The sequence below is a fragment of the Shewanella sp. HL-SH4 genome (assembly GCF_051164845.1).
Classification (GTDB): Bacteria; Pseudomonadota; Gammaproteobacteria; order Enterobacterales; family Shewanellaceae; genus Shewanella; species Shewanella glacialimarina.
Genome location: NZ_CP195037.1, coordinates 210,894 through 230,443, shown reverse-complemented (window position 1 = coordinate 230,443; position 19,550 = coordinate 210,894). Strand labels below are relative to the sequence as shown.

The window sequence follows — 19,550 nt, the reverse complement described above, 5'->3', positions numbered from 1 at the left end:
CCAAGCTATTTAAAGAGTTCAAGTACAACTTCATGATGATCTTTAGTTTTGAATTTATTGATGAACTGAGTGACTTTACCTTCAGTACCCACAATAAAACTTAATCGATGTATCCCGTCAAAAGTTTTACCCATAAATTTCTTTTCACCCCAAACGCCAAATGCATCAGCAACAGCATGACCTTCATCACTGAGTAAGTGAAAATTTAATGCTTGTTTATCTGAGAACTTTTGTAGCTTAGCAACTGGATCTGGGCTTATGCCTAGAACAGTAATGTTTAGATTATCCAGTTGCTGCTTGATATCACGTAAGCCTTGAGCTTGTACAGTACAACCAGGGGTCGATGCCTTTGGGTAAAAGTAAACTAATACAGGGCCTTTATCCAGACAGCCTTGTAATGAAATAGTTTCATTAAATTGGTTTTGTAGCGTAAATAGTGGGGCGGTATCACCCGTTTTTAAGGTGTTCATATTTATTCCTTTGTCAGATATCAGAAGGGGTATGTCTAGGCCCTGATTTACACCAAAATACGATAGGTAATGGAATATAGTTCAGCTAATAGTTACTGTGGTGACGTAGTGCCTTGCATTAATTTAATACTGCACTCTAAATTCATTTCTTCAGCCAATTGATGAATGGATGTTTCTAGCTTGGCTAAATCGACTTTATCAGGAATATTAATCGCTAAGAATATCGACTGCGTTTGTAGACCTTCATTATCATCGGCATGGGAGCGTACTGCGGCCAAATCAAGTGAGCGCTCAGCTAGGAATTGGGTAATTGTTTTCATCGTGCCACGTTGGTCTTCACCACTAATGGTCACTTCAACGCGTGATACATAATTTTTCGGCACATGTTTTGATGTCCGTTTCATCACGGTCATCAGCTCTAATTCAACACTGAGACTGGGCAGCATGGTTTCAATTTTTGTAATTGCTGGCCATGAGCCCGAAATCATCATTATTAGAGTAAATTCATTACCAAATAGCGCCATACGGCTATCAACGATATCACAATCACAATCACTGGCTAAGCGTGCTAAGCGACTGACTAAACCAGGGCGATCGGCACCCATTGCGGTAACGACCAGGTAGTTGGTCATGGATTTTCCTCATTTGTTCGAATGAAATATCGATTGACGTCTTTAAACATACTATACGCCTATGCAACCAGTAATATTATCATATCATCGTAACAAACCTCCTTAAAACGATAGAATAAAAATAATACTTGGCGTAATTGGTGTAATTTTAATCAGCTGAAAGAGGGATATCTAAAAAAACAATTAAGAATGTGTAATCTCTTCGCTATAAAGCATAAAATACTACTACTTTATGCCGAATCAAGGTGAAATGGCTTTTTCGGGTAATTTTGATTTGAGCACTGCTAATGCTTGTCATTAGTGGGTAGCATCAGTAACATAGCAAATCCTGAAAACTTGGGGAATATAGATGAAAAACGGAAGCATCGTAGCCTTAATCACACCAATGAATCGTGATGGCACAATAGATTATGCAAGTCTTGAAAGACTGGTAGATTTTCATATCAATCAAGGCACCGATGCCATTGTTGCTGTGGGTACAACTGGCGAATCTGCCACCTTACCGATGAAAGAACATATCGCGGTTGTTAATCAAACCGTAAAATTTGCCGCCGGACGAGTCCCCATTATTGGTGGCAATGGCGCAAATGCTACAGCTGAGGCAATAGAGCTGACTAAAGGCATGCAAAATTCAGGCATTAGTGCCATGTTAGGTGTCACACCTTATTATAACAAGCCAACACCTAAAGGCCTGATCGCACATTATAAAGCTATTGCAGCGAGTACAGATATTCCACAAATTTTGTATAACGTACCAGGCCGCACAGCAGTAGATATGAAGCCGGAAACCGTTGCTGAGTTATGCTCTGTTAGCAATATCATTGGCGTGAAAGAAGCCACTGGTGATGTCAGCCGTGTTGCTTTACTACGTCAGTTATGTGGTGATGACTTTATTTTATACAGCGGTGATGATGCTACTGCTCGCGAGTTTTTACTTGCTGGCGGTAATGGCGTTATTTCAGTTGCGAATAACATCGTTCCTCATGCGTTTAAAGCTATGTGTGATGCCGCGCTTGCGGGAAATGCACAACTGGCTGCTGAAATTGATGAACCACTGCGTGGTTTATACAGTTCATTATTTTGTGAAGCAAACCCTATTCCAGTTAAATGGGCTGTTCATCGTATGGGACTAATTACCCATGGGCATATTCGTTTGCCATTAACTGAACTTTCTGAGCAGTTTCATGGTCTGTTACTAGAGTCTATGAAAAAAGCGCAAATTAAGGTGCAATAATACATGTTTAAAAAAGTCACCCCTCTATTACTGATAACCACGCTTGCAGCCTGTAGTACGCCTATAGATCGTCGCCAGGCTAATGGTAATGAAGAGTATGTTCAAACTCAGTCGGCTGCTTTATTGAAGATTCCATCTGGATTAAAACAACCTAACTACAGCAAAGAGTTCGATATTCCAAATGTCAGTAACAAAGTTGATACGACTATTGTTGGCAAACGATTAGATATTCGTCCACCACTGCAAATTATTGCAATGGCAGAGGGTACTCATGTTGAAGAAAGTAGCAACAATATTAAAATTATTATTGAATCCGTTGATAATTCAACCGACTTAAAGCAAGAGATATTTAATGTTATCAATAGTTATTTAGCTAATAATAACATTGCTAAGCGTACGGATAATTTTGAAACTGGTGTTGTTGAGACAGACTGGATAGAAAGCCAGGATGTATTAGAAACGAGTTGGTTCGGTAATGATAAAGTGTATTTACTGCGCCAACGTTATCAGTTTGATATCAATGTTAAACCACATGGTAGAACGGGTGATGTGGCGATTACCCTAGTCGAGCATGAAGAGTATTACGATGAAGACCTGCAAGATATATTCTTAACCGGTGATGATAAACGTCGTTATACCATTGATATGCTTAATAACACAGTGTCGTATATGGGTGTTGAGCGCGAGCGTGCGCTTAAAGCGGCACGTATTGAGCAAAGCTTAGGGATAGATATTGATCTTGTTGAACCAGGAGCAGATGCTGAATCATACTGGCTTGCAAAAGCTAGCTTTAGCAAAACATGGGATCGCCTACGTATCGTATTACCTGAGTTAGGCTTAGATGTTATCGACATGGATACCAGTAAAGGTCTATTTTATCTTAATTTACAAGAAAGTGGTGGTTTTTGGAGCTCATTATGGGGCGATGAGAAATTAACACTTGAGAAAGGTAGTTATCGACTGTTGCTGCGTACTACAGATAACAAAGATGAAACTAAAATTCTATTCCATGACATAACAGATGAACCGCTTAAAAACGAAGCTATTGCAGAAGTTTACCAACGTCTCTATCAAGCGATGAAAGAACAGCGTAAAGTGCTTTGATGACTATTATTTAGTTACTTTTATCTGAAAAAAGAGATGCCGACTGGCATCTCTTTTTTTTGGATTCAAACTTTTAACGTTAGCCAGATAACCAATTTAATACATGTGTCTAATGTATGTAATTTGTAAGGAAAGGTAAAACGCCTTGCAGCTAATAACTGACTGAGTAGAATCAACATCAAGTAATTTACCTCATTGAGCTTTGTAAAAACTTATATCTGAAAAATTAATTAAATAATTGCAGTGATGAGTGATCTATTTTTACTAGTTTGCACTATTACTCCACTAAACACTTATCTGACACAGTATAAAAATATTATCCAGTGTTAGTTCGTTGCATGATTACAATATCCCGATAAAGAATGGTTAACTGATGAAAAAAATAATATTAATAATCGCAGTTGTTGGCATTGCAGCATATGGCTACCAAGCCATGCAGCCTAAACAAAATAAAGTTCAGCACGAAAAACCTATTCCCAATGTGGTATTTGCTACTACTAAACTGATGGATATTCGCGATGAAGTGGAGGCAATAGGAACTGGTAAAGCATTTGAATCGATAATTGTGACCTCAAAAATTACTGAAGTGGTCACAAGTGTAAATTTTGAAGATGGAGATTTAGTCAAGAAAAACGACTTATTGATCCAGCTTCAAGATGCTGAGCAGCAAGCTAAAGTTAACGTCGCTAAGGTCAAGCTAACTGAGCACCTTAGAGAGTTTGACCGGATAAGTACTTTGGTTACCAGTAAAACTATTGCAGAGCTTGAGCGTGACAGATTACAAAGTTTAATTGATTTATCTCGTGCAGACATTGAGCTGGCGACATCCGCATTAATTGATAGAAAAATTACCGCTCCATTTTCAGGCCGCTTAGGATTACGTCAGGTTAGCCTTGGTAGCTTAGTGTCAACCGGCGAGCAAATTACAACGCTGGATGATGTCAGTAAAATTAAACTCGATTTTTCTATTCCAGAGCGATTTATTCAAGAATTAAAGCCTGGAAAGCAAGTAGAAGCGCAAGCGGTTGCTTTCCCAGACCGTATCTTTTTAGGGACAGTGACATCTATTGATAGCCGAGTTAACCCAGATACCCGTGCTGTTGTGGTGAGGGCTGTATTATCCAATGATGATTATGCTCTATTGCCGGGGATGTTAATGAAGGTGAAATTGATTAAACAAAGCCGACAAGGACTGTTACTGCCTGAATCAGCAATTATCCCTATCCAAGACAAGCATTATGTCTATAGCACCAATGAGCAAGATGAAGTGATTCAAATTCAGGTGAAATTAGGCGTCAGGATGCGGGGTTGGGTTGAAATTACTGAAGGATTAGCTGAAAACCAACATGTTATTATACGGGGTATTTTAAAAGTACGTCCAGGTGACAAAGTTACATTACAGGAAGCTGAAAACTTTAATTTCGTCAATGTTAACTCGACGGAGACAGCAGCATGATCTTAACGGATTTATCGGTCAAACGTCCTGTTTTCGCCTCAGTAATCAGTATTCTATTGATTGTCTTGGGTTTAGTGTCATTTGATAAATTACCTTTGCGCGAATATCCTAACATCGACCCCCCGATTGTATCTGTTGAAACCAGCTATCGCGGGGCAAGCAGTTCAGTTGTTGAAAGCCGCATAACTCAGTTGATAGAGGACAGAATAAGTGGTGTAGAAGGCATTCGCAACATTAATTCATCCAGCTCCGATGGCCGCTCGAGTGTCACAATCGAGTTTGATATTGACCGAGATATCGAAGCAGCAACTAATGATGTTCGAGATAGAATATCTGGTCTACTAGATCAATTACCTGAAGAAGCTGACGCACCATCCATTTATAAGGCCAACGGCAGCGATGAAGTGATAATGTGGCTTAACTTGGTCTCAGATCAAATGGACATATTGCAGCTGACAGATTATGCCAATCGGTATTTAGTTGACCGATTTTCAGTCATTGACGGTGTGTCTACGCTGCGTTTAGGCGGCGGAAAAGTGTATGCAATGCGCATATGGATAGACCGCCAAGCTTTAGCGGCACGTAACTTGACCGTTACTGATATAGAAAACGCATTGAGAACGGAAAACGTGGAGTTTCCTGCAGGATCTATAGAATCTGAAGATCGTCATTTTACTGTTCGATTAGAGCGTGCTTATCGTACCCCAGAAGACTTTTCTAATTTAGTGCTTACCCAAGGCGAAGATGGCTATTTAGTTAAGTTAGGTGATGTTGCCAGAGTTGAGATTGGCAGTGAAGAAGAGCGGATTGTGTTCCGTGGTAACACAGAGGCAATGATTGGTCTTGGAGTCAGTAAACAATCAACGGCAAATACCCTAGAAGTAGCTCGAGCTGCAAATGCACTGGTTGATCAACTCAATCCTACTCTACCTGCGGGTATGGAAATTAAGCGGTCCTATGACAGCTCAGTATTTATTGAACGCTCAATTGATGAGGTCTACCAAACTTTATTTATCGCGATGATATTAGTCATCATTGTGATTTATTTGTTTTTGGGTAGTGTCAGAGCGATGTTGATCCCTGCTATTACCGTTCCGGTATCATTACTCGCCACATTTACAGTGTTATATGCACTTGATTACACAATTAACTTATTGACTTTGTTAGCGATGATTCTAGCTATTGGTATGGTGGTTGATGACGCCATTGTGATGTTAGAAAATATTCACCGAAGAATTGAGCAGGGTGATTCACCGCTAAAAGCGGCATATTTAGGCAGCCGAGAAGTGGCTTTTGCTGTTGTAGCGACCACCCTTGTATTGGTTGCGGTATTTATGCCAATCACTTTCCTTGAAGGGGACTTAGGTAAGTTATTTAAAGAGTTTGCCGTGACAATGAGCGCCGCGGTTATTTTCTCAAGTATCGTTGCATTAACCCTTAGCCCCATGATGTGTTCTAAGCTGCTAAAACCTTCCAGCGAAGGTTCATGGCTAGTGCGTCAGATTGATAAATTGATGGATCGCTTATCATCAATGTATAAATCTAGCCTTGCTAAGGCATTTAAAAAGCCATTAATCGTCAGTGCCTTAGTACTTATCTCCTTTGTTATTAGTGGTTATTTATTGCAAAAAGTGCCTCAGGAATTTGCCCCACAAGAAGATCGTGGTTCTATGTTCTTAATGGTTAATGGTCCTCAAGGTGCTAGCTTCGAATATATTGAAGAATATATGGATGAAGTTGAAGGGCGTTTAATGCCATTAGTCGAAAGTGGTGATATTAAGCGTTTGCTTATCCGTGCACCGCGGGGATTTGGCACCGCAACAGATTTTTCTAATGGTATGGCGATTATCGTACTTGAGGATTGGGGACAACGTAGAAGTGCTAATGCTATTATTGGCGATATTCGTAGCCGATTATCAGATTTAGCGGGTATTCGTGCGTTCCCAATTATGCGACAGGCATTTGGTCGCGGAGTCGGTAAACCAGTTCAATTTGTACTGGGCGGCCCTAGCTATGAAGAGTTAGCAGAATGGCGTGATATTATTCTTGAAAAAGCCAAAGATAATCCCAAATTAATTGGTTTAGATCATGACTACCAAGAAACAAAACCTCAGTTACGTGTGATCATTGATCGGGTTAGAGCAGCCGATTTAGGCGTGTCTGTTTCGCATATTGGCCGCACACTTGAAGCCATGTTAGGTTCAAAACTAGTGACCACCTTTATGCGTGATGGTGAAGAGTATGATGTCATCATTGAAGGTAATCGAGAAAGTCAAAGCACAGCCAGTGATATGGAAAACCTTTATGTGCGTTCTGCGCGCACCAATGAATTAATTCCACTATCTAACCTGGTCACTATTGAAGAGTTTGCTGATGCTAGCTCACTTAATCGTTATAATCGTATGAGGTCAATTACTCTTGAGGCTAACCTAGCCGAAGATTACAGTCTGGGAGAAGCACTTGCTTATCTAAATGACTTAACCTCAACTTATTTACCTGCTGAGACGGTGGTAAGTTACAAAGGGCCTTCATTAGATTATCAAGAGTCAGGCAGTTCGATGAATTTTGTCTTCTTGCTAGCTTTAGGAATTGTATTCTTAGTGTTAGCGGCTCAGTTTGAAAGCTTTATTCATCCAATGATTATCATGTTAACAGTGCCATTAGCCACCTTAGGTGCTTTGCTGGGATTATGGTTTACCGGACAGAGTATCAATATTTATAGTCAAATTGGTATTATCATGCTGGTAGGTTTAGCTGCTAAAAATGGCATACTTATTGTTGAGTTCGCTAATCAGTTGCGAGATAGAGGCGTGGAATTTAACGAAGCAATATTACAAGCTTCTACCCAACGTTTAAGGCCTATTTTGATGACAGGTATTACAACCGCTGCTGGAGCATTACCTTTAGTGATGGCGGTTGGTGCTGGTTCAGAAACCCGCTATGTAATTGGTGTTGTGGTCTTATCTGGTATTACTTTGGCAACATTTTTTACCTTGGTTGTTGTGCCTGTGGCTTATAATTTGTTTGCTAAAAATAGTCACTCTCCAGATACGGTTGCCAAACAATTAGAACAAGAGTTACGAGAGTAAACAGATAATCGGATAATACAGGGTTGTTAATCCACTATTGTCCTGTTTAAGATATAAAAAAAGAGCCCGTCATTTGACGGGCTCTTTTTTTATATGCAGATCCTAGCGGCTTACCATACAACTTGCGGTTGCAGTTGCAAGTAATCGACCCTGTTTGTCGGTTAGCCTTGCTTCGGATATTGCTAAACTGGTGCTTAAGTTAACTAGCTTGCCTATCGCAAATACCGGTTGATTTTTAGGTACAGGCCGAACCATTTTTACATTCAAGTCGATAGTGGCGTAGCTAGCGCCAGCTGGTAATGCGGAATGAACCGCGCAGGCAGTGGCTGAATCAAGTACTGTAGCTGCAAAGCCGCCATGCACTCCACCCATAGGGTTTAGGTGTCTTTCATCTGCGGCTGCTTCAAAGGTAATTTCTCCTTCGCTAACTGAGACAGCCTTCATTGGCATCGTTTGTGTGATTGAAGGGGCAGGGAGTTCACCTGCTAACATAGCCTGCATAATTTGCAGGCCTGTCATTTGACGTATATTCATTGAAATTTCCTCAATAAAAAAGGGTAAAGCATAGCTTTACCCTTAATATTACTTTTACTAATCTATCTGTTAAGCAGCTTTTTCTTGCTTAGCGGGTAACTTGATATTGGCACGTAGCTCTTCAGTATCAAAATCGTCAACGTTGATAGATTTCAAGCGACCAATCTCTGCACGTTCTAATAAAGCAATTTCAGCTTCACTTAGAACACCCAGTGCTTTACCTTCAGCAGCAATCTTATCAAGCCACATGAAAGGGAGTCGTTTGCCAGCGGCTTTACACACTTTGTCGTATAAAGGCTCACAAGCTAGAATATCGATAAAGGTTTGTTCTTGAATACCTACGGGATTGTTCTCGCAGTTAGTAAAGAACTGACCTTTACCTAAACGGTCACGGCTTGCACATGGTGTTTGCATTATCTTAGCGACTTTATGATCCATTACATCTGTAGGACGCTTAACTGGACGACCGAATGGGAAAATAACCCAACGTAATACATGACCTAATCCCATAGGGAAGTTGTTAAGTAAGTCATCTAAAGAATCTTGTAATTTATACAATGAATCTTCAACAGCCCACTGAACTAAAGGTAAATCTTCAGTTAAACGGCCTTCATCTTGATAACGTTTCAATGTTGCTGACACAAGATATAGCTGGCTTAATAAGTCACCTAGACGAGCTGAAATACGCTCTTTACGCTTAAGATTTCCACCTAAGGTCGCCATTGCTAAATCAGACAATAACGCTAAGTTAGCACTGAAACGGTTCATCTGTTGGTAGTAACGTTTAGTCTTATCTGAGTAAGGTGCGTTAGAGAAACGAGCACCCGTTAATCCCATCCAGAAACTGCGAATAAAGTTAGAGGTAGCAAAACCAATATGACCAAATATCGCATCATCAAAGGTGGCTAACCCACGGGCTGCATCAGTATCAAACGCCGATTCCATTTCTGTTAATACATAAGGATGGCAGCGAATTGCACCTTGACCATAAATGATCATAGTACGAGTTAAAATATTTGCGCCTTCAACAGTAATAGCAATAGGAGCGGCTTGGTAGCCACGGCCTAAGTAGTTGTTTGGACCTAAACATACACCTTTACCGCCGTGGATATCCATGGCATCGATAATACATTTCTGCATTCTGTCGGTTAAGTGAAATTTAACAATCGCTGATATAACAGATGGTTTTTCACCTAAATCAATTGCAGTGGTTGTTAAGCTAGTGACTGCATCCATTAAGTATGCATTACCGCCTATACGTGCCATTGGTTCTTCAATCCCTTCTAACTTACCAATCGGTAGTTTGAACTGACGACGAATGCGTGCGTAGGCACCAGTAGCTATTGCAGCAGTTTTTACACCACCAGCAGAGTTAGATGGCAGGGTAATACCACGGCCAACCGATAAACACTCAACCAGCATACGCCAGCCTTGGCCAGCCATTTCTGGTCCACCAATAATAAAGCTTAATGGTACAAACACTTCTTCACCACGGGTAGGACCGTTTTGGAACATACAGTTAAGTGGGAAGTGGCGGCGACCAGTTTCTACACCTGGGATATTAGTTGGGATTAAAGCACAGGTAATACCTAGCTCTTCTTTATCGCCTAGTAATCCATCAGGGTCGCGTAGCTTGAAAGCTAAACCAAGTACGGTCGCGACAGGTGCAAGCGTAATATAACGCTTGTTCCATGTTAGCTTCATACCTAATACTTCTTCACCTTCAAATTCGCCTTTACAGACAATACCAAAATCTGGAATTGAGCCTGCATCACTGCCAGCTTCTGGGCTGGTTAATGCGAAACAAGGGACTTCTAATCCTTTGGCTAAGCGAGGTAGGTAATGATCTTGCTGCGCAGCAGTGCCATAGTGCTGTAACAATTCACCAGGGCCTAAAGAGTTTGGTACACCGACAGTTGATGCAAGTTCACTGCTAACACCAGCAAGCTTTTGTAAAACCTGTGATTGAGCATAAGCAGAATATTCTAAACCGCCATATTTCTTTTTGATGATCATCGCAAAGAAACCATGGTCTTTTAGGTATTGCCACACATCTTGAGGTAAATCACCGAGTTCATGCGACACCATGTGGTGATTAACCATTTTACACACTTCTTCAACAGGGCCGTCTAGGAAGGCTTGTTCGTCAGCGGTAAGGCGAGATTGTGGGTAGTTGTGTAGTTTACTCCAGTTAGGATTACCAGCGAACAAATCCGCTTCCCACCAGGTCGTACCTGCTTCAATTGCTTCTTTTTCAGTCGAAGACATTTCAGGCATGATACCACGGTACACTTTAAGCAGCGGACGGCTGATAAAATTTTGTCTAAATGATTTAATGTTAAAAGGTAATGCTATTACAAGGAATACAGCCCATGTAATAGTACCAACGATGTCCATTGCGCTACCAACACCTAAAACAACAGCTGCTGCTATCGTGGTGGTGACAAGCGATACCCTTAGGTAAGACATTGTGCCGAGCACAAAGATCATCGCGATGATCAAAAGTAGGGTGGTCACTTTACTCTCTCCTTAAAGCCAAATTCAGTCTGAATGGCTAATTTTTTATTGATCTTAATCACAAGTATAGACCGTGGTCTGACCTGTGCAACATAAAATTTAACCTTATGTAGCAATGAATACAAGTATTATTCAAACAATTGTTTAAATTTATATATCTCAATCTTGTTTCACTCACATACCACACAAGATACAATATGTCTCACAAGGTAAAATTGATCAAAACGTAACAAAAAAGGCTTAATAAATGTGCGAATTGCTTGCTATGAGTGCCAATGTTCCCACTGACATCGTGTTTAGTTTTACAGGTCTTGCCGAGCGTGGAGGCGTTACTGGACCACATGTTGATGGCTGGGGAATTACTTTTTATGAAGGTAAAGGCAGTCGTACATTTAAAGATGCTTGTCCCAGTAGTCAATCGCATATCGCTCAATTAATAAAGTCATATCCTATAAAAAGTGAAATTGTTGTGAGTCATATTCGACAAGCTAATAGAGGGTGTGTGTCACTGGAAAACACACATCCTTTTACCCGAGAATTATGGGGCCGTTATTGGACCTATGCCCATAATGGTCAGCTAAGTGAGTATGAGAAAAAATTTATTTCAAGTCGTTTTCAAGCCGTTGGCGATACGGACAGTGAAATGGCATTTTGTTGGATACTTGAGCAAGTGGTACAGCAGTTTGGCGACACTGCACCAGAAAATATGAATGTGGTGTTTGAGTACATAGCTAAACTTGCAGATGAGATCCGCACTCTAGGTATATTTAATATGATCTTAAGCGATGGCATTGATTTAATGGCATATTGTACCAATAATTTATGCCACATCACTCGTCGAGCGCCCTTTGGTAAAGCCACCCTTATTGATACCGATGTGGTGATTGATTTTCAAAAAGAAACCACCCCTAATGATGTTGTTACCGTTATTGCGACTAGACCGTTAACTAACAATGAACAATGGCAGGTGCTTTCAGCCGGTGACTGGCGATTATTTAGACTGGGTGATATTCGGATCGAGCATAGTGCTGTTTAACATACGGTCGTAAAAATATTATATTTAAATTAGTAGATTATAAAATAATGCCAGCAGTGCTGGCATTATTAAAATCAATGGTGCTAATCAACTACCATTTTTTTAATATCTAACATTTCTTTTTCGCTGATTTCATCATGGCTGACTTCAGGTAAATTTTCATCGTCTGATGTATCTTCTTCTATTGTACCAGCTTGTTTTATTAACGACTTTTCTGCCATGTAAGCATCGAATATTCGCTTTTCATGATTGATATCAAGACTCGGAATATCAGTTAATGGCTTATCGAAATGATATTGAGCAAGTTGAATATCAAGTTGTTTACTGCCTTTAGAAAAATGACTTAGCCTAATCGGTAAATAAGCAAGTTTAGGTGCCATCCAAAAAAATGTTTGCCTTTTTGTGCTCTCGCGAACAACTTCAAATTTTACGGTTTCAAAAGTACCGCCTGCCACTGTAATGGTTTCATTACCAATGATTTTAAAGTCGTACTCATCCACCTCTTTTTCTTTGACCATCTTATAATTAAGGGGTCTTTTATTGCTTATCACGTCCATTCTAAATTGTAATTGCACCATCAGTGGGTCAAATATTAACTCTTGATAATCTAATTTTAGAGCTTCTTGTTTGTAGATGGTATGGATAAAATTTTGTGATTTAGCAAAAGCGGTTTGCTCGGTGTAATCACTACCTGTTCCTGTTCTGTAATGCACATACCTAAAAGGCACTAATTTACCGTTTTCAAGGGTGAAATCACTTTGTAGTTTACGTTCATCAGACAACATTAGTAGTCCGACTTCACTTTCGAATAGATAATTATAATAGCCACTATCAGTAGCTGGCAGAGTATATTTAGCATCACCTAACTCAATACTGCCATAATAAGCCTTGTACTGCGCTGTATGAGGAGTTAATGGTAATAAAGTGGTACTTTTTGAAACAGCCTGTTTAACAGAAGTGTCATCTTGTACTGAATTGTGTGGCGTTGAAACTAAATCAGCGCTAAGCATGCTACTGGTCGCACTAAAAGATACCATCATAAAATAAGCTATTAATGGTGACAGAAGTAGATGAGTTGACTGTGATTTTAAAAGAGTAGTTTGCAAGTTTTTAATCCTAAAAGAGATGCCGACTAAAACGGAAGTGTCATGACTAATGTTACTAGATCAGGTTGCCATAAATGTTTGGACAATGGAATCTTGCCATTGTTCACTTCAATATTCTCTAATCGCAATAATTCCGTTTGCTGTTGAAATAAAAGGGTGCTTTTCGGATACGAAATTCGTCCCGCAGCGTTAATTACCCTATGCCAAGGTAGGTTAGCTGTTGAAGGAGCAAGCTTTAGTGCGCGTGATACATATCTAGCTCGCCCTGGTAAGCCTGCAAGATCAGCCACTTTGCCATAAGGAAGGACTTTACCTTCAGGTATTAGTTTAACGACAAAAGCAATTTTGTCTTTAGCTTCCCACTGGTGATGATCAGAATACATACACATAAAGATTAATTGATTTATGATCAATTCTGCATGAAAAAGGTGGCATTGAACAGCAACATAATAGTATTCAGCACATTACTTGTAGCATGAACATTCGATTATGATTAAAAATACACTCTTACCTTAAACGGTTACCATGAAATAAACGCAGAAAAAATGTGAAAAAGCACCGCCAAGTACGAACATATGCCAAATGGCGTGATTATAAGGGATTTTTTTGTTTGCATAGAAGATGACTCCCAAACTGTAAAATATCCCCCCGATAATTAATAAATTAAATGTTAAATCTGTCATGTTAGCGATAAGGTCCTTCATGACTGTGACACAGAGCCAACCCATTAATAAATATAAAAATAGACTAAGTGCTTTGAAACGACCAATAAACAAAGTTTTAAAAATAATGCCACCGAATGCAATACTCCAGATGATCGTTAAGATGATTAATGCGCTATCATCCTGTAATGCAATGAGCATTAGCGGGGTGTAAGTACCTGCAATGAGTGTATATATAGTGCAGTGGTCTGCCATTTTAAATCGTTTTCGCCATACAGGTGTACGGCTAGTGTGATACAGAGTAGAAGATAAAAATAATGCTATGATACTGATACCATAAATAATAACACCCGCTAGCTGAGTTGTAGACAAATTCTCTCTGGCATTGGTTATCATTAACACCAGACCCACTAAACCTGCAATAACACCGAATCCATGAGATAACCCATTAGCTAATTCTTCTTTAATGCTATAATCGGGAGCGCTATTAAGTATTTGTTCTGCAGTAATAATGTCTGATGTTTCGGGCATGGTGCTTATTACTCAATATAAGAGTCGAAAATTATGTTTCAGTCTAACAGGGCTTGATAGTAAAAACCACAAATAGCGTACACGTGTACTCCCAATTTTTTTGATCTTAGCTTTCCTCATTATACTAGACACTATTTTGTAGGTAGCTAGTGAACTTTATCAAGGATTTACATTCAAATCAGCAGAGTTAATGATATGGATATGTTTTTAAAGACAGCAACTAAGATGGATAGAAAAAATAAATCATTAAATGGTGATGGCATTGATACTCATATTGACGCTGATATTGGTCCTGACAATGAGCTTGCCAGTTCACCCATCGCCATCCAAAATCGTAGTGGATTGGTTAAGTCTATTGCTATTGCACTTATTATACATTTTGTCTTTTTTGGCATCATAGCTTGGTTTTGGCAGCAAGCAAGCGAGCAGAAACAGCAAAGCTTAATCGTGAGCCCTGAACCGATAAAAATTAATAGCTACATTATTACCACCGAGCAATATGAAGCTATGGTTAAAGCGAGTGAATTAGTTAAGCCACTTGAAGGTGAAATGAAGATAGATGCAGATAAGCAAGAAATTAATAAAGAAGAAATTAATGAACAAGAGGTTGATAAGCAGGATACAAATACTGAGGTTGAAGAATCGATACAGCCAATTACACCCAGTGTAGAACATCAGTCAGTTTCTCATATTCAACCACAGGTTCCGTCAGTTCCTCCAGATATAATCATACCAAGGCAACCAGATAGCAGTAGTAATAGTAGGACCTCAGCGATTAACGATGAAACTGTAAATGAAGCTGTTAGTGATAGCGTGGCAGTACTTTCAACCCATGCTATTACCCAAGCATCAACCCAGTATTTACAGCAGATGAATATAAATGAGCTCGACACCTTAGTAGGGACGCAATCTGCATTAACAAGCAAGCCTGCTGGGACGATGAGTGAAATGGACCCTGACTTAGTCTTTATTGAATTAATCCCCCAAATTGATACCAGTCAACCCCATACATACAATCATCGCCTTGACCCTAATAGAATTGTGAAGCAAGGTGACTATTGTTATCGTGTGGTCAATCTAGCCACTCAGGTTAACCCCTATGGTGAAGGGTTAGGGTATGCAGAGTTTTGTGGTGTTGATGATCAAAAGACCGCTTTAACAAACGCTATTAGTAATCGACTGAGCAAAATTAAATAACCTTTTTTAGTCACTGTTTTTAATAACGACTTTTAATCGCTACTTTTTATCACTACTTTTTGTATCGGAATTTGTTAGCGACAGCCAGCCAAACTATGGCGCATATTAACCCAGCCACTAACCCAACTAAATGAGACTCAGTTGCCACCCTAGCATTAATTAATGCAGATATATCCGCACTTGCACCAAAATATTGCTCATAACTGACCTTTGCTATTACGCCTATTAGGAGTAAATACCCCGACCGTAAACCTTTGCGAATATCCATTACCGCGCCAAAAGTAAATAAACCATGTAGCAACCCACTTAATCCTACATAGGCTCTGAGTTCAGGATAGAAAATATATAAACCCACACCTTCCAAGACACAAAGGCACAAAAAAAGCAGCGTCAATTTACCTGTATGTCTTTGGTAATGTAATTCATGTAAAAAAACAATGACCCAAAATCCAGCCAAATTCATCACTAAATGCCAGATGTTGGTGTGTAACAAATTACCGGTAAGTAGGCGCCAAATTTGTCCATTAGCAATAGCATCATGTTGAAATTTGAATAAGCTGTTGGTATCGACAATGATGGGGTTAGTGATACTTAGGGCAAATAAAACAATACAAATGACACTGATAACCAAGGTAAATTGATATGGCTTGATTAATGATGAAGTTGTTTTACCCATATTCACCTCTATGTCGATGGCTGTATTTTAGCGTGCAATGACGACATGACTTGTTGTTGATTTTGCAGATAATCATCTAAGCCGCGTTGACGTAATAAACACGACGGGCAATCACCACAACCGTCGCCAATGATACCGTTATAGCAGGTCAGCGTTTGTTGTTTAACCAGTTCTAATTGCTGATATTTGTCTGCTAAAGCCCATGTTTCTGCTTTGTTAAGCCACATCAGAGGAGTAATGATTTTTAATGGCTTATCCATGCCGAGGGCTAAAGTGTGCTCCATTGATTTAACAAACTCATTTCTACAATCTGGATAGCCTGAAAAGTCAGTTTCACACACACCGGTGATAATGGCATCACAACCGAGTTGGTAAGCGTATACGCCCGCAAGAGTCAGAAATAAGATATTTCGTCCAGGGACAAAAGTATTGGGTAAACCATTATTCATTAATTCGTGGGAAACAGGAATAGAATCACGGGTCAATGCTGAAATGGCCAATTCGTTTAGCAGTGTAGTGTCTAATACTTTATGACTGATTAAATTCAGTTGCTTAGCCAGAGCTTTTGCAACATCAATTTCCTGTCTGTGGCGCTGGCCATAATCGAAAGTAATACCGTGTACTTCATCATATTCAGTTAACGCTTGAATAAGACAGGTGGTTGAGTCTTGACCACCACTGAATACGACTAATGCTTTGCTTGGCAATGAAGTTTGAGACATGAATAATGACCTAATGCTAAATAGTATAAGAGGGTGATAATATGTTAATTGATAGCATTTTATCTTACAGTTTCCTGCAATAGCAAAGTTAATGGCTCATTTATGCCAATTGTCATGCTGCTAACCTTGATACTGAGGTAGAAATAAACTATAAATGCCGCCCAAACGAATAAAGCAGGTGACAAATGAGCTATCCAGTTAACGAAGTGTTTGAAACTATCCAAGGTGAAGGGACTTTTACCGGTGTGCCAGCACTCTTTGTCCGTTTACAAGGTTGCCCTGTGGGCTGCTCTTGGTGTGACACCAAACAAACTTGGGATGTACTGGTTGAAAACAAAGTGTCGCCTGAACAAGTGATTGCGGTTGATGGCACCATTGGTCGCTGGGCTAACCATGATGGTACCAGTCTTATCGCCGCATTTAATCGTGAAGGCTTTAGTGCAAAACACGTAGTGATTACAGGCGGTGAACCTTGCTTGTATGATTTAACTGAGTTGACCAACCAATTAATCGACTCTGGCTACAGTGTCCAAATTGAGACTTCGGGCACTTTTGAGGTGCTATGTCATCAAGATGCCTGGGTAACAGTATCACCTAAAATCAATATGAAGGGTGGATATAAGGTATTAAGCCAAGCTTTAACGCGTGCCAATGAAATTAAACACCCAATAGCCACAGATAAACATATTGAAGAGCTGGATGATTTACTCAAGGATATTGATATTGAAGGTAAAACTATCTGCTTACAACCTATTAGCCAGAAGCCTCGCGCTACAGCATTGGCGATGAAAGTCTGTATTGAGCGTAACTGGCGTCTCTCGATTCAAATGCATAAGTATTTGAATATTGATTAAGCGATAAAGGTTGCCCCAAAATGTGTGTTGGGGCAACTCGATTTAGCAGTCCAATGGACTGAGTAATCCACTTTGGTTAAAATCACTTAGTTGCTGTTCAAATTGTTTAAAGCAACCAATATTGTCCTCAATCCATTGGGGATTATAATAAGTATCTAAGTATCTTTCCCCCGCATCACAAATCAATGTCACAATCGAACCTGCTTGTCCTTGTTGTTGCATTCGCGTGGCTAACAGTAATGCACCATACAAGTTGGTTCCTGTCGATGCGCCCGTTTTTCGGCCTATCAAGGTTTCTAACCATTGCATGGTAGCAATTGATGCTCCATCAGGAATTTTATGCATTTCATCAACAACACCAGCAATAAAGGAGGGTTCGACTCTAGGCCGTCCAATGCCCTCAATTTTACTGCCTTTTTGACCTGTTAATGTTTTATCACCACTGTGGAAATAATCATAAAAAACTGAGTTCTCAGGGTCTACCACACACAGTTGGGTAGATAACTGCTGATAGCGAATATAACGCCCAATGGTAGCAGAGGTGCCACCTGTGCCGGGGCTCATTACGATCCAGTGGGGAATAGGGTGTGGCTCACGTTGCATTTGAATGAATATTGAGTCAGCAATATTGTTATTTCCCCGCCAATCTGTGGCGCGCTCTGCAAAAGTGAACTGATCCATGTAATGGCCATTTAACTCTTTAGCAAGGCGTTCAGACTCAGCATACATCTGATTACTATTATCAACGAAGTGACATTGCCCGCCGTAGAACTCGATTTGTTGAATTTTCATTTTAGCCGTAGTCGAAGGCATTACCGCGATAAAAGGCAAACCAATTAAACGGGCAAAATACGCTTCAGACACCGCAGTGCTACCAGACGATGATTCAATAATGGTGGTAGTTTGTGTAATCCAACCATTACATAAAGAATATAAAAATAACGAACGGGCTAAACGATGCTTTAGGCTGCCCGTAGGATGAGTACTTTCATCTTTAAGATAAATATCAACACCGTTAAGTTGTGGTAAATCGAGTTTTATAAGGTGAGTATCAGCAGAACGTTGATAGTCTGCATCAATCTTAGCAATGGCCTGGTTTACCCAATTCGATGGCATAGTATTTTCTCATCGTGATTATTAATGACTTAATCTTAAAGAAAAAAAGGTGTTAAACCTAGCAAAAATAAACTGGTTGAGATAATAGAGAGAATTAATACGAATGTGATTAACTAATGAAGGATATATTACAGATTTTGAGTGATATAGTATGAAGATTAAGATGTAAAATGGTGGAGGGAGAAGGATTCGAACCTTCGAAGGCTGAGCCGTCAGATTTACAGTCTGATCCCTTTGGCCACTCGGGAACCCCTCCACTGAATAGAGATAAATGAGCAAGAAAGATGGTGGAGGGAGAAGGATTCGAACCTTCGAAGGCTGAGCCGTCAGATTTACAGTCTGATCCCTTTGGCCACTCGGGAACCCCTCCACATATTTCTTTTTCGTCTATCTAAATTACATCGCAAATGGTGGAGGGAGAAGGATTCGAACCTTCGAAGGCTGAGCCGTCAGATTTACAGTCTGATCCCTTTGGCCACTCGGGAACCCCTCCTCAATTGCGGCCGCCATAGTAGTCATAAACCCAAAATATGTAAAGGCTAAAAATGAATATTTTTCTAAAGTTTAGGTGTGTTTGGTCGATAAAATAGCATCGAGTCATAATAGTGTTGTTT

Annotated in this window: 17 protein-coding genes and 3 tRNA genes; 7 read left to right on the top strand and 13 right to left on the bottom strand. The window is 39.9% G+C overall.

The window, feature by feature from the left end; genetic code table 11:
- Positions 1 to 5: 5 nt before the first annotated feature.
- Together bcp and ACRWQL_RS01985 are read right to left on the bottom strand one after the other, a co-directional pair.
- A complete protein-coding gene (gene bcp / locus ACRWQL_RS01990) occupies positions 6 to 470 on the bottom strand; it encodes a thioredoxin-dependent thiol peroxidase (protein WP_434952057.1) in 465 nt (154 codons plus the stop codon).
- A gap of 92 nt (positions 471 to 562) precedes the next feature.
- The gene (locus ACRWQL_RS01985) at positions 563 to 1,102 is read right to left on the bottom strand and encodes a glycine cleavage system protein R (protein WP_434926013.1); all 540 of its coding nucleotides are present in this window, start codon (positions 1,100 to 1,102) and stop codon (positions 563 to 565) included.
- Between the two features lie 349 nt (positions 1,103 to 1,451).
- Here ACRWQL_RS01985 and dapA point away from each other — a divergent pair, with 349 nt between their 5' ends.
- The 4 genes from dapA to ACRWQL_RS01965 all read left to right on the top strand — a co-directional run bounded on the left by dapA (position 1,452) and on the right by ACRWQL_RS01965 (position 7,985).
- Positions 1,452 to 2,336, top strand: a complete 885-nt coding sequence (gene dapA, locus ACRWQL_RS01980; RefSeq protein ID WP_434952054.1) for a 4-hydroxy-tetrahydrodipicolinate synthase — start codon at positions 1,452 to 1,454, stop codon at positions 2,334 to 2,336.
- Positions 2,337 to 2,339: 3 nt separating this feature from the next.
- A complete protein-coding gene (bamC, locus tag ACRWQL_RS01975; protein WP_434952051.1) occupies positions 2,340 to 3,440 on the top strand; it encodes an outer membrane protein assembly factor BamC in 1,101 nt (366 codons plus the stop codon).
- Positions 3,441 to 3,813: 373 nt separating this feature from the next.
- Positions 3,814 to 4,896 carry an efflux RND transporter periplasmic adaptor subunit gene (locus ACRWQL_RS01970; RefSeq protein ID WP_434952048.1) on the top strand — a complete coding sequence of 361 codons (1,083 nt, stop codon included), beginning with the start codon at positions 3,814 to 3,816 and terminating at the stop codon, positions 4,894 to 4,896.
- Positions 4,893 to 7,985: an efflux RND transporter permease subunit gene (locus tag ACRWQL_RS01965; RefSeq protein WP_434952045.1), complete on the top strand. Its 3,093-nt coding sequence runs from the start codon at positions 4,893 to 4,895 to the stop codon at positions 7,983 to 7,985. The genes ACRWQL_RS01970 and ACRWQL_RS01965 overlap by 4 nt, the downstream gene beginning before the upstream one ends.
- Positions 7,986 to 8,087: 102 nt before the next feature.
- Here ACRWQL_RS01965 and ACRWQL_RS01960 read toward each other — a convergent pair whose 3' ends face one another.
- Both ACRWQL_RS01960 and fadE read right to left on the bottom strand, forming a co-directional pair.
- The gene (locus ACRWQL_RS01960) at positions 8,088 to 8,519 is read right to left on the bottom strand and encodes a PaaI family thioesterase (protein WP_434926018.1); all 432 of its coding nucleotides are present in this window, start codon (positions 8,517 to 8,519) and stop codon (positions 8,088 to 8,090) included.
- 69 nt (positions 8,520 to 8,588) lie between these two features.
- Entirely contained in the window at positions 8,589 to 11,036 is a 2,448-nt protein-coding gene (gene fadE / locus ACRWQL_RS01955) for an acyl-CoA dehydrogenase FadE (protein ID WP_434952042.1), read from the bottom strand.
- A 247-nt stretch (positions 11,037 to 11,283) separates the two neighbouring features.
- Between fadE and ACRWQL_RS01950 the strand changes: the two genes are divergently transcribed.
- Positions 11,284 to 12,072 carry a class II glutamine amidotransferase gene (locus tag ACRWQL_RS01950; protein ID WP_434952039.1) on the top strand — a complete coding sequence of 263 codons (789 nt, stop codon included), beginning with the start codon at positions 11,284 to 11,286 and terminating at the stop codon, positions 12,070 to 12,072.
- A gap of 83 nt (positions 12,073 to 12,155) precedes the next feature.
- Here the strand turns inward: ACRWQL_RS01950 and ACRWQL_RS01945 are convergent, their stop codons facing one another.
- The 3 genes from ACRWQL_RS01945 to trhA all read right to left on the bottom strand — a co-directional run bounded on the left by ACRWQL_RS01945 (position 12,156) and on the right by trhA (position 14,371).
- A complete protein-coding gene (locus ACRWQL_RS01945; RefSeq protein ID WP_434952036.1) occupies positions 12,156 to 13,112 on the bottom strand; it encodes a DUF3108 domain-containing protein in 957 nt (318 codons plus the stop codon).
- A 92-nt stretch (positions 13,113 to 13,204) separates the two neighbouring features.
- Positions 13,205 to 13,567 (bottom strand): MGMT family protein, encoded by a 363-nt coding sequence (locus ACRWQL_RS01940; RefSeq protein WP_434952033.1) that lies wholly within the window; start codon positions 13,565 to 13,567, stop codon positions 13,205 to 13,207.
- Positions 13,568 to 13,690: 123 nt separating this feature from the next.
- Positions 13,691 to 14,371 carry a PAQR family membrane homeostasis protein TrhA gene (gene trhA, locus ACRWQL_RS01935; protein ID WP_434952031.1) on the bottom strand — a complete coding sequence of 227 codons (681 nt, stop codon included), beginning with the start codon at positions 14,369 to 14,371 and terminating at the stop codon, positions 13,691 to 13,693.
- Positions 14,372 to 14,572: 201 nt separating this feature from the next.
- On the opposite strand from trhA, the gene ACRWQL_RS01930 reads away from it, so the two are divergent.
- Positions 14,573 to 15,568 carry a hypothetical protein gene (locus ACRWQL_RS01930; protein ID WP_434952029.1) on the top strand — a complete coding sequence of 332 codons (996 nt, stop codon included), beginning with the start codon at positions 14,573 to 14,575 and terminating at the stop codon, positions 15,566 to 15,568.
- A 52-nt stretch (positions 15,569 to 15,620) separates the two neighbouring features.
- Here ACRWQL_RS01930 and rrtA read toward each other — a convergent pair whose 3' ends face one another.
- Together rrtA and queC are read right to left on the bottom strand one after the other, a co-directional pair.
- Positions 15,621 to 16,244: a rhombosortase gene (gene rrtA / locus ACRWQL_RS01925; RefSeq protein ID WP_434952026.1), complete on the bottom strand. Its 624-nt coding sequence runs from the start codon at positions 16,242 to 16,244 to the stop codon at positions 15,621 to 15,623.
- An 8-nt stretch (positions 16,245 to 16,252) separates the two neighbouring features.
- On the bottom strand, positions 16,253 to 16,966 hold the full coding sequence (queC, locus tag ACRWQL_RS01920) for a 7-cyano-7-deazaguanine synthase QueC (RefSeq protein ID WP_434926026.1): 714 nt from the start codon (positions 16,964 to 16,966) through the stop codon (positions 16,253 to 16,255).
- Between the two features lie 185 nt (positions 16,967 to 17,151).
- Between queC and queE the strand changes: the two genes are divergently transcribed.
- On the top strand, positions 17,152 to 17,820 hold the full coding sequence (queE, locus tag ACRWQL_RS01915) for a 7-carboxy-7-deazaguanine synthase QueE (RefSeq protein ID WP_434952024.1): 669 nt from the start codon (positions 17,152 to 17,154) through the stop codon (positions 17,818 to 17,820).
- A gap of 42 nt (positions 17,821 to 17,862) precedes the next feature.
- Here queE and ACRWQL_RS01910 read toward each other — a convergent pair whose 3' ends face one another.
- The 4 genes from ACRWQL_RS01910 to ACRWQL_RS01895 all read right to left on the bottom strand — a co-directional run bounded on the left by ACRWQL_RS01910 (position 17,863) and on the right by ACRWQL_RS01895 (position 19,429).
- Positions 17,863 to 18,936 carry a PLP-dependent cysteine synthase family protein gene (locus ACRWQL_RS01910; protein ID WP_434952021.1) on the bottom strand — a complete coding sequence of 358 codons (1,074 nt, stop codon included), beginning with the start codon at positions 18,934 to 18,936 and terminating at the stop codon, positions 17,863 to 17,865.
- A gap of 171 nt (positions 18,937 to 19,107) precedes the next feature.
- Positions 19,108 to 19,192, bottom strand: a tRNA-Tyr gene (locus ACRWQL_RS01905).
- A gap of 29 nt (positions 19,193 to 19,221) precedes the next feature.
- Positions 19,222 to 19,306 (bottom strand) — tRNA-Tyr (locus ACRWQL_RS01900).
- Between the two features lie 38 nt (positions 19,307 to 19,344).
- A tRNA-Tyr gene (locus ACRWQL_RS01895) sits at positions 19,345 to 19,429 on the bottom strand.
- Positions 19,430 to 19,550: the final 121 nt, after the last annotated feature.

Coding starts and splice junctions, on each gene's coding strand:
- bcp (WP_434952057.1), bottom strand. CDS start 470: ATGAACACCTTAAAAACGGGTGATACCGCCCCACTATTTACGCTACAA.
- ACRWQL_RS01985 (WP_434926013.1), bottom strand. CDS start 1,102: ATGACCAACTACCTGGTCGTTACCGCAATGGGTGCCGATCGCCCTGGT.
- dapA (WP_434952054.1), top strand. CDS start 1,452: ATGAAAAACGGAAGCATCGTAGCCTTAATCACACCAATGAATCGTGAT.
- bamC (WP_434952051.1), top strand. CDS start 2,340: ATGTTTAAAAAAGTCACCCCTCTATTACTGATAACCACGCTTGCAGCC.
- ACRWQL_RS01970 (WP_434952048.1), top strand. CDS start 3,814: ATGAAAAAAATAATATTAATAATCGCAGTTGTTGGCATTGCAGCATAT.
- ACRWQL_RS01965 (WP_434952045.1), top strand. CDS start 4,893: ATGATCTTAACGGATTTATCGGTCAAACGTCCTGTTTTCGCCTCAGTA.
- ACRWQL_RS01960 (WP_434926018.1), bottom strand. CDS start 8,519: ATGAATATACGTCAAATGACAGGCCTGCAAATTATGCAGGCTATGTTA.
- ACRWQL_RS01950 (WP_434952039.1), top strand. CDS start 11,284: ATGTGCGAATTGCTTGCTATGAGTGCCAATGTTCCCACTGACATCGTG.
- ACRWQL_RS01945 (WP_434952036.1), bottom strand. CDS start 13,112: ATGATGGTATCTTTTAGTGCGACCAGTAGCATGCTTAGCGCTGATTTA.
- ACRWQL_RS01940 (WP_434952033.1), bottom strand. CDS start 13,567: ATGTGTATGTATTCTGATCATCACCAGTGGGAAGCTAAAGACAAAATT.
- trhA (WP_434952031.1), bottom strand. CDS start 14,371: ATGCCCGAAACATCAGACATTATTACTGCAGAACAAATACTTAATAGC.
- ACRWQL_RS01930 (WP_434952029.1), top strand. CDS start 14,573: ATGTTTTTAAAGACAGCAACTAAGATGGATAGAAAAAATAAATCATTA.
- rrtA (WP_434952026.1), bottom strand. CDS start 16,244: ATGGGTAAAACAACTTCATCATTAATCAAGCCATATCAATTTACCTTG.
- queC (WP_434926026.1), bottom strand. CDS start 16,966: ATGTCTCAAACTTCATTGCCAAGCAAAGCATTAGTCGTATTCAGTGGT.
- queE (WP_434952024.1), top strand. CDS start 17,152: ATGAGCTATCCAGTTAACGAAGTGTTTGAAACTATCCAAGGTGAAGGG.
- ACRWQL_RS01910 (WP_434952021.1), bottom strand. CDS start 18,936: ATGCCATCGAATTGGGTAAACCAGGCCATTGCTAAGATTGATGCAGAC.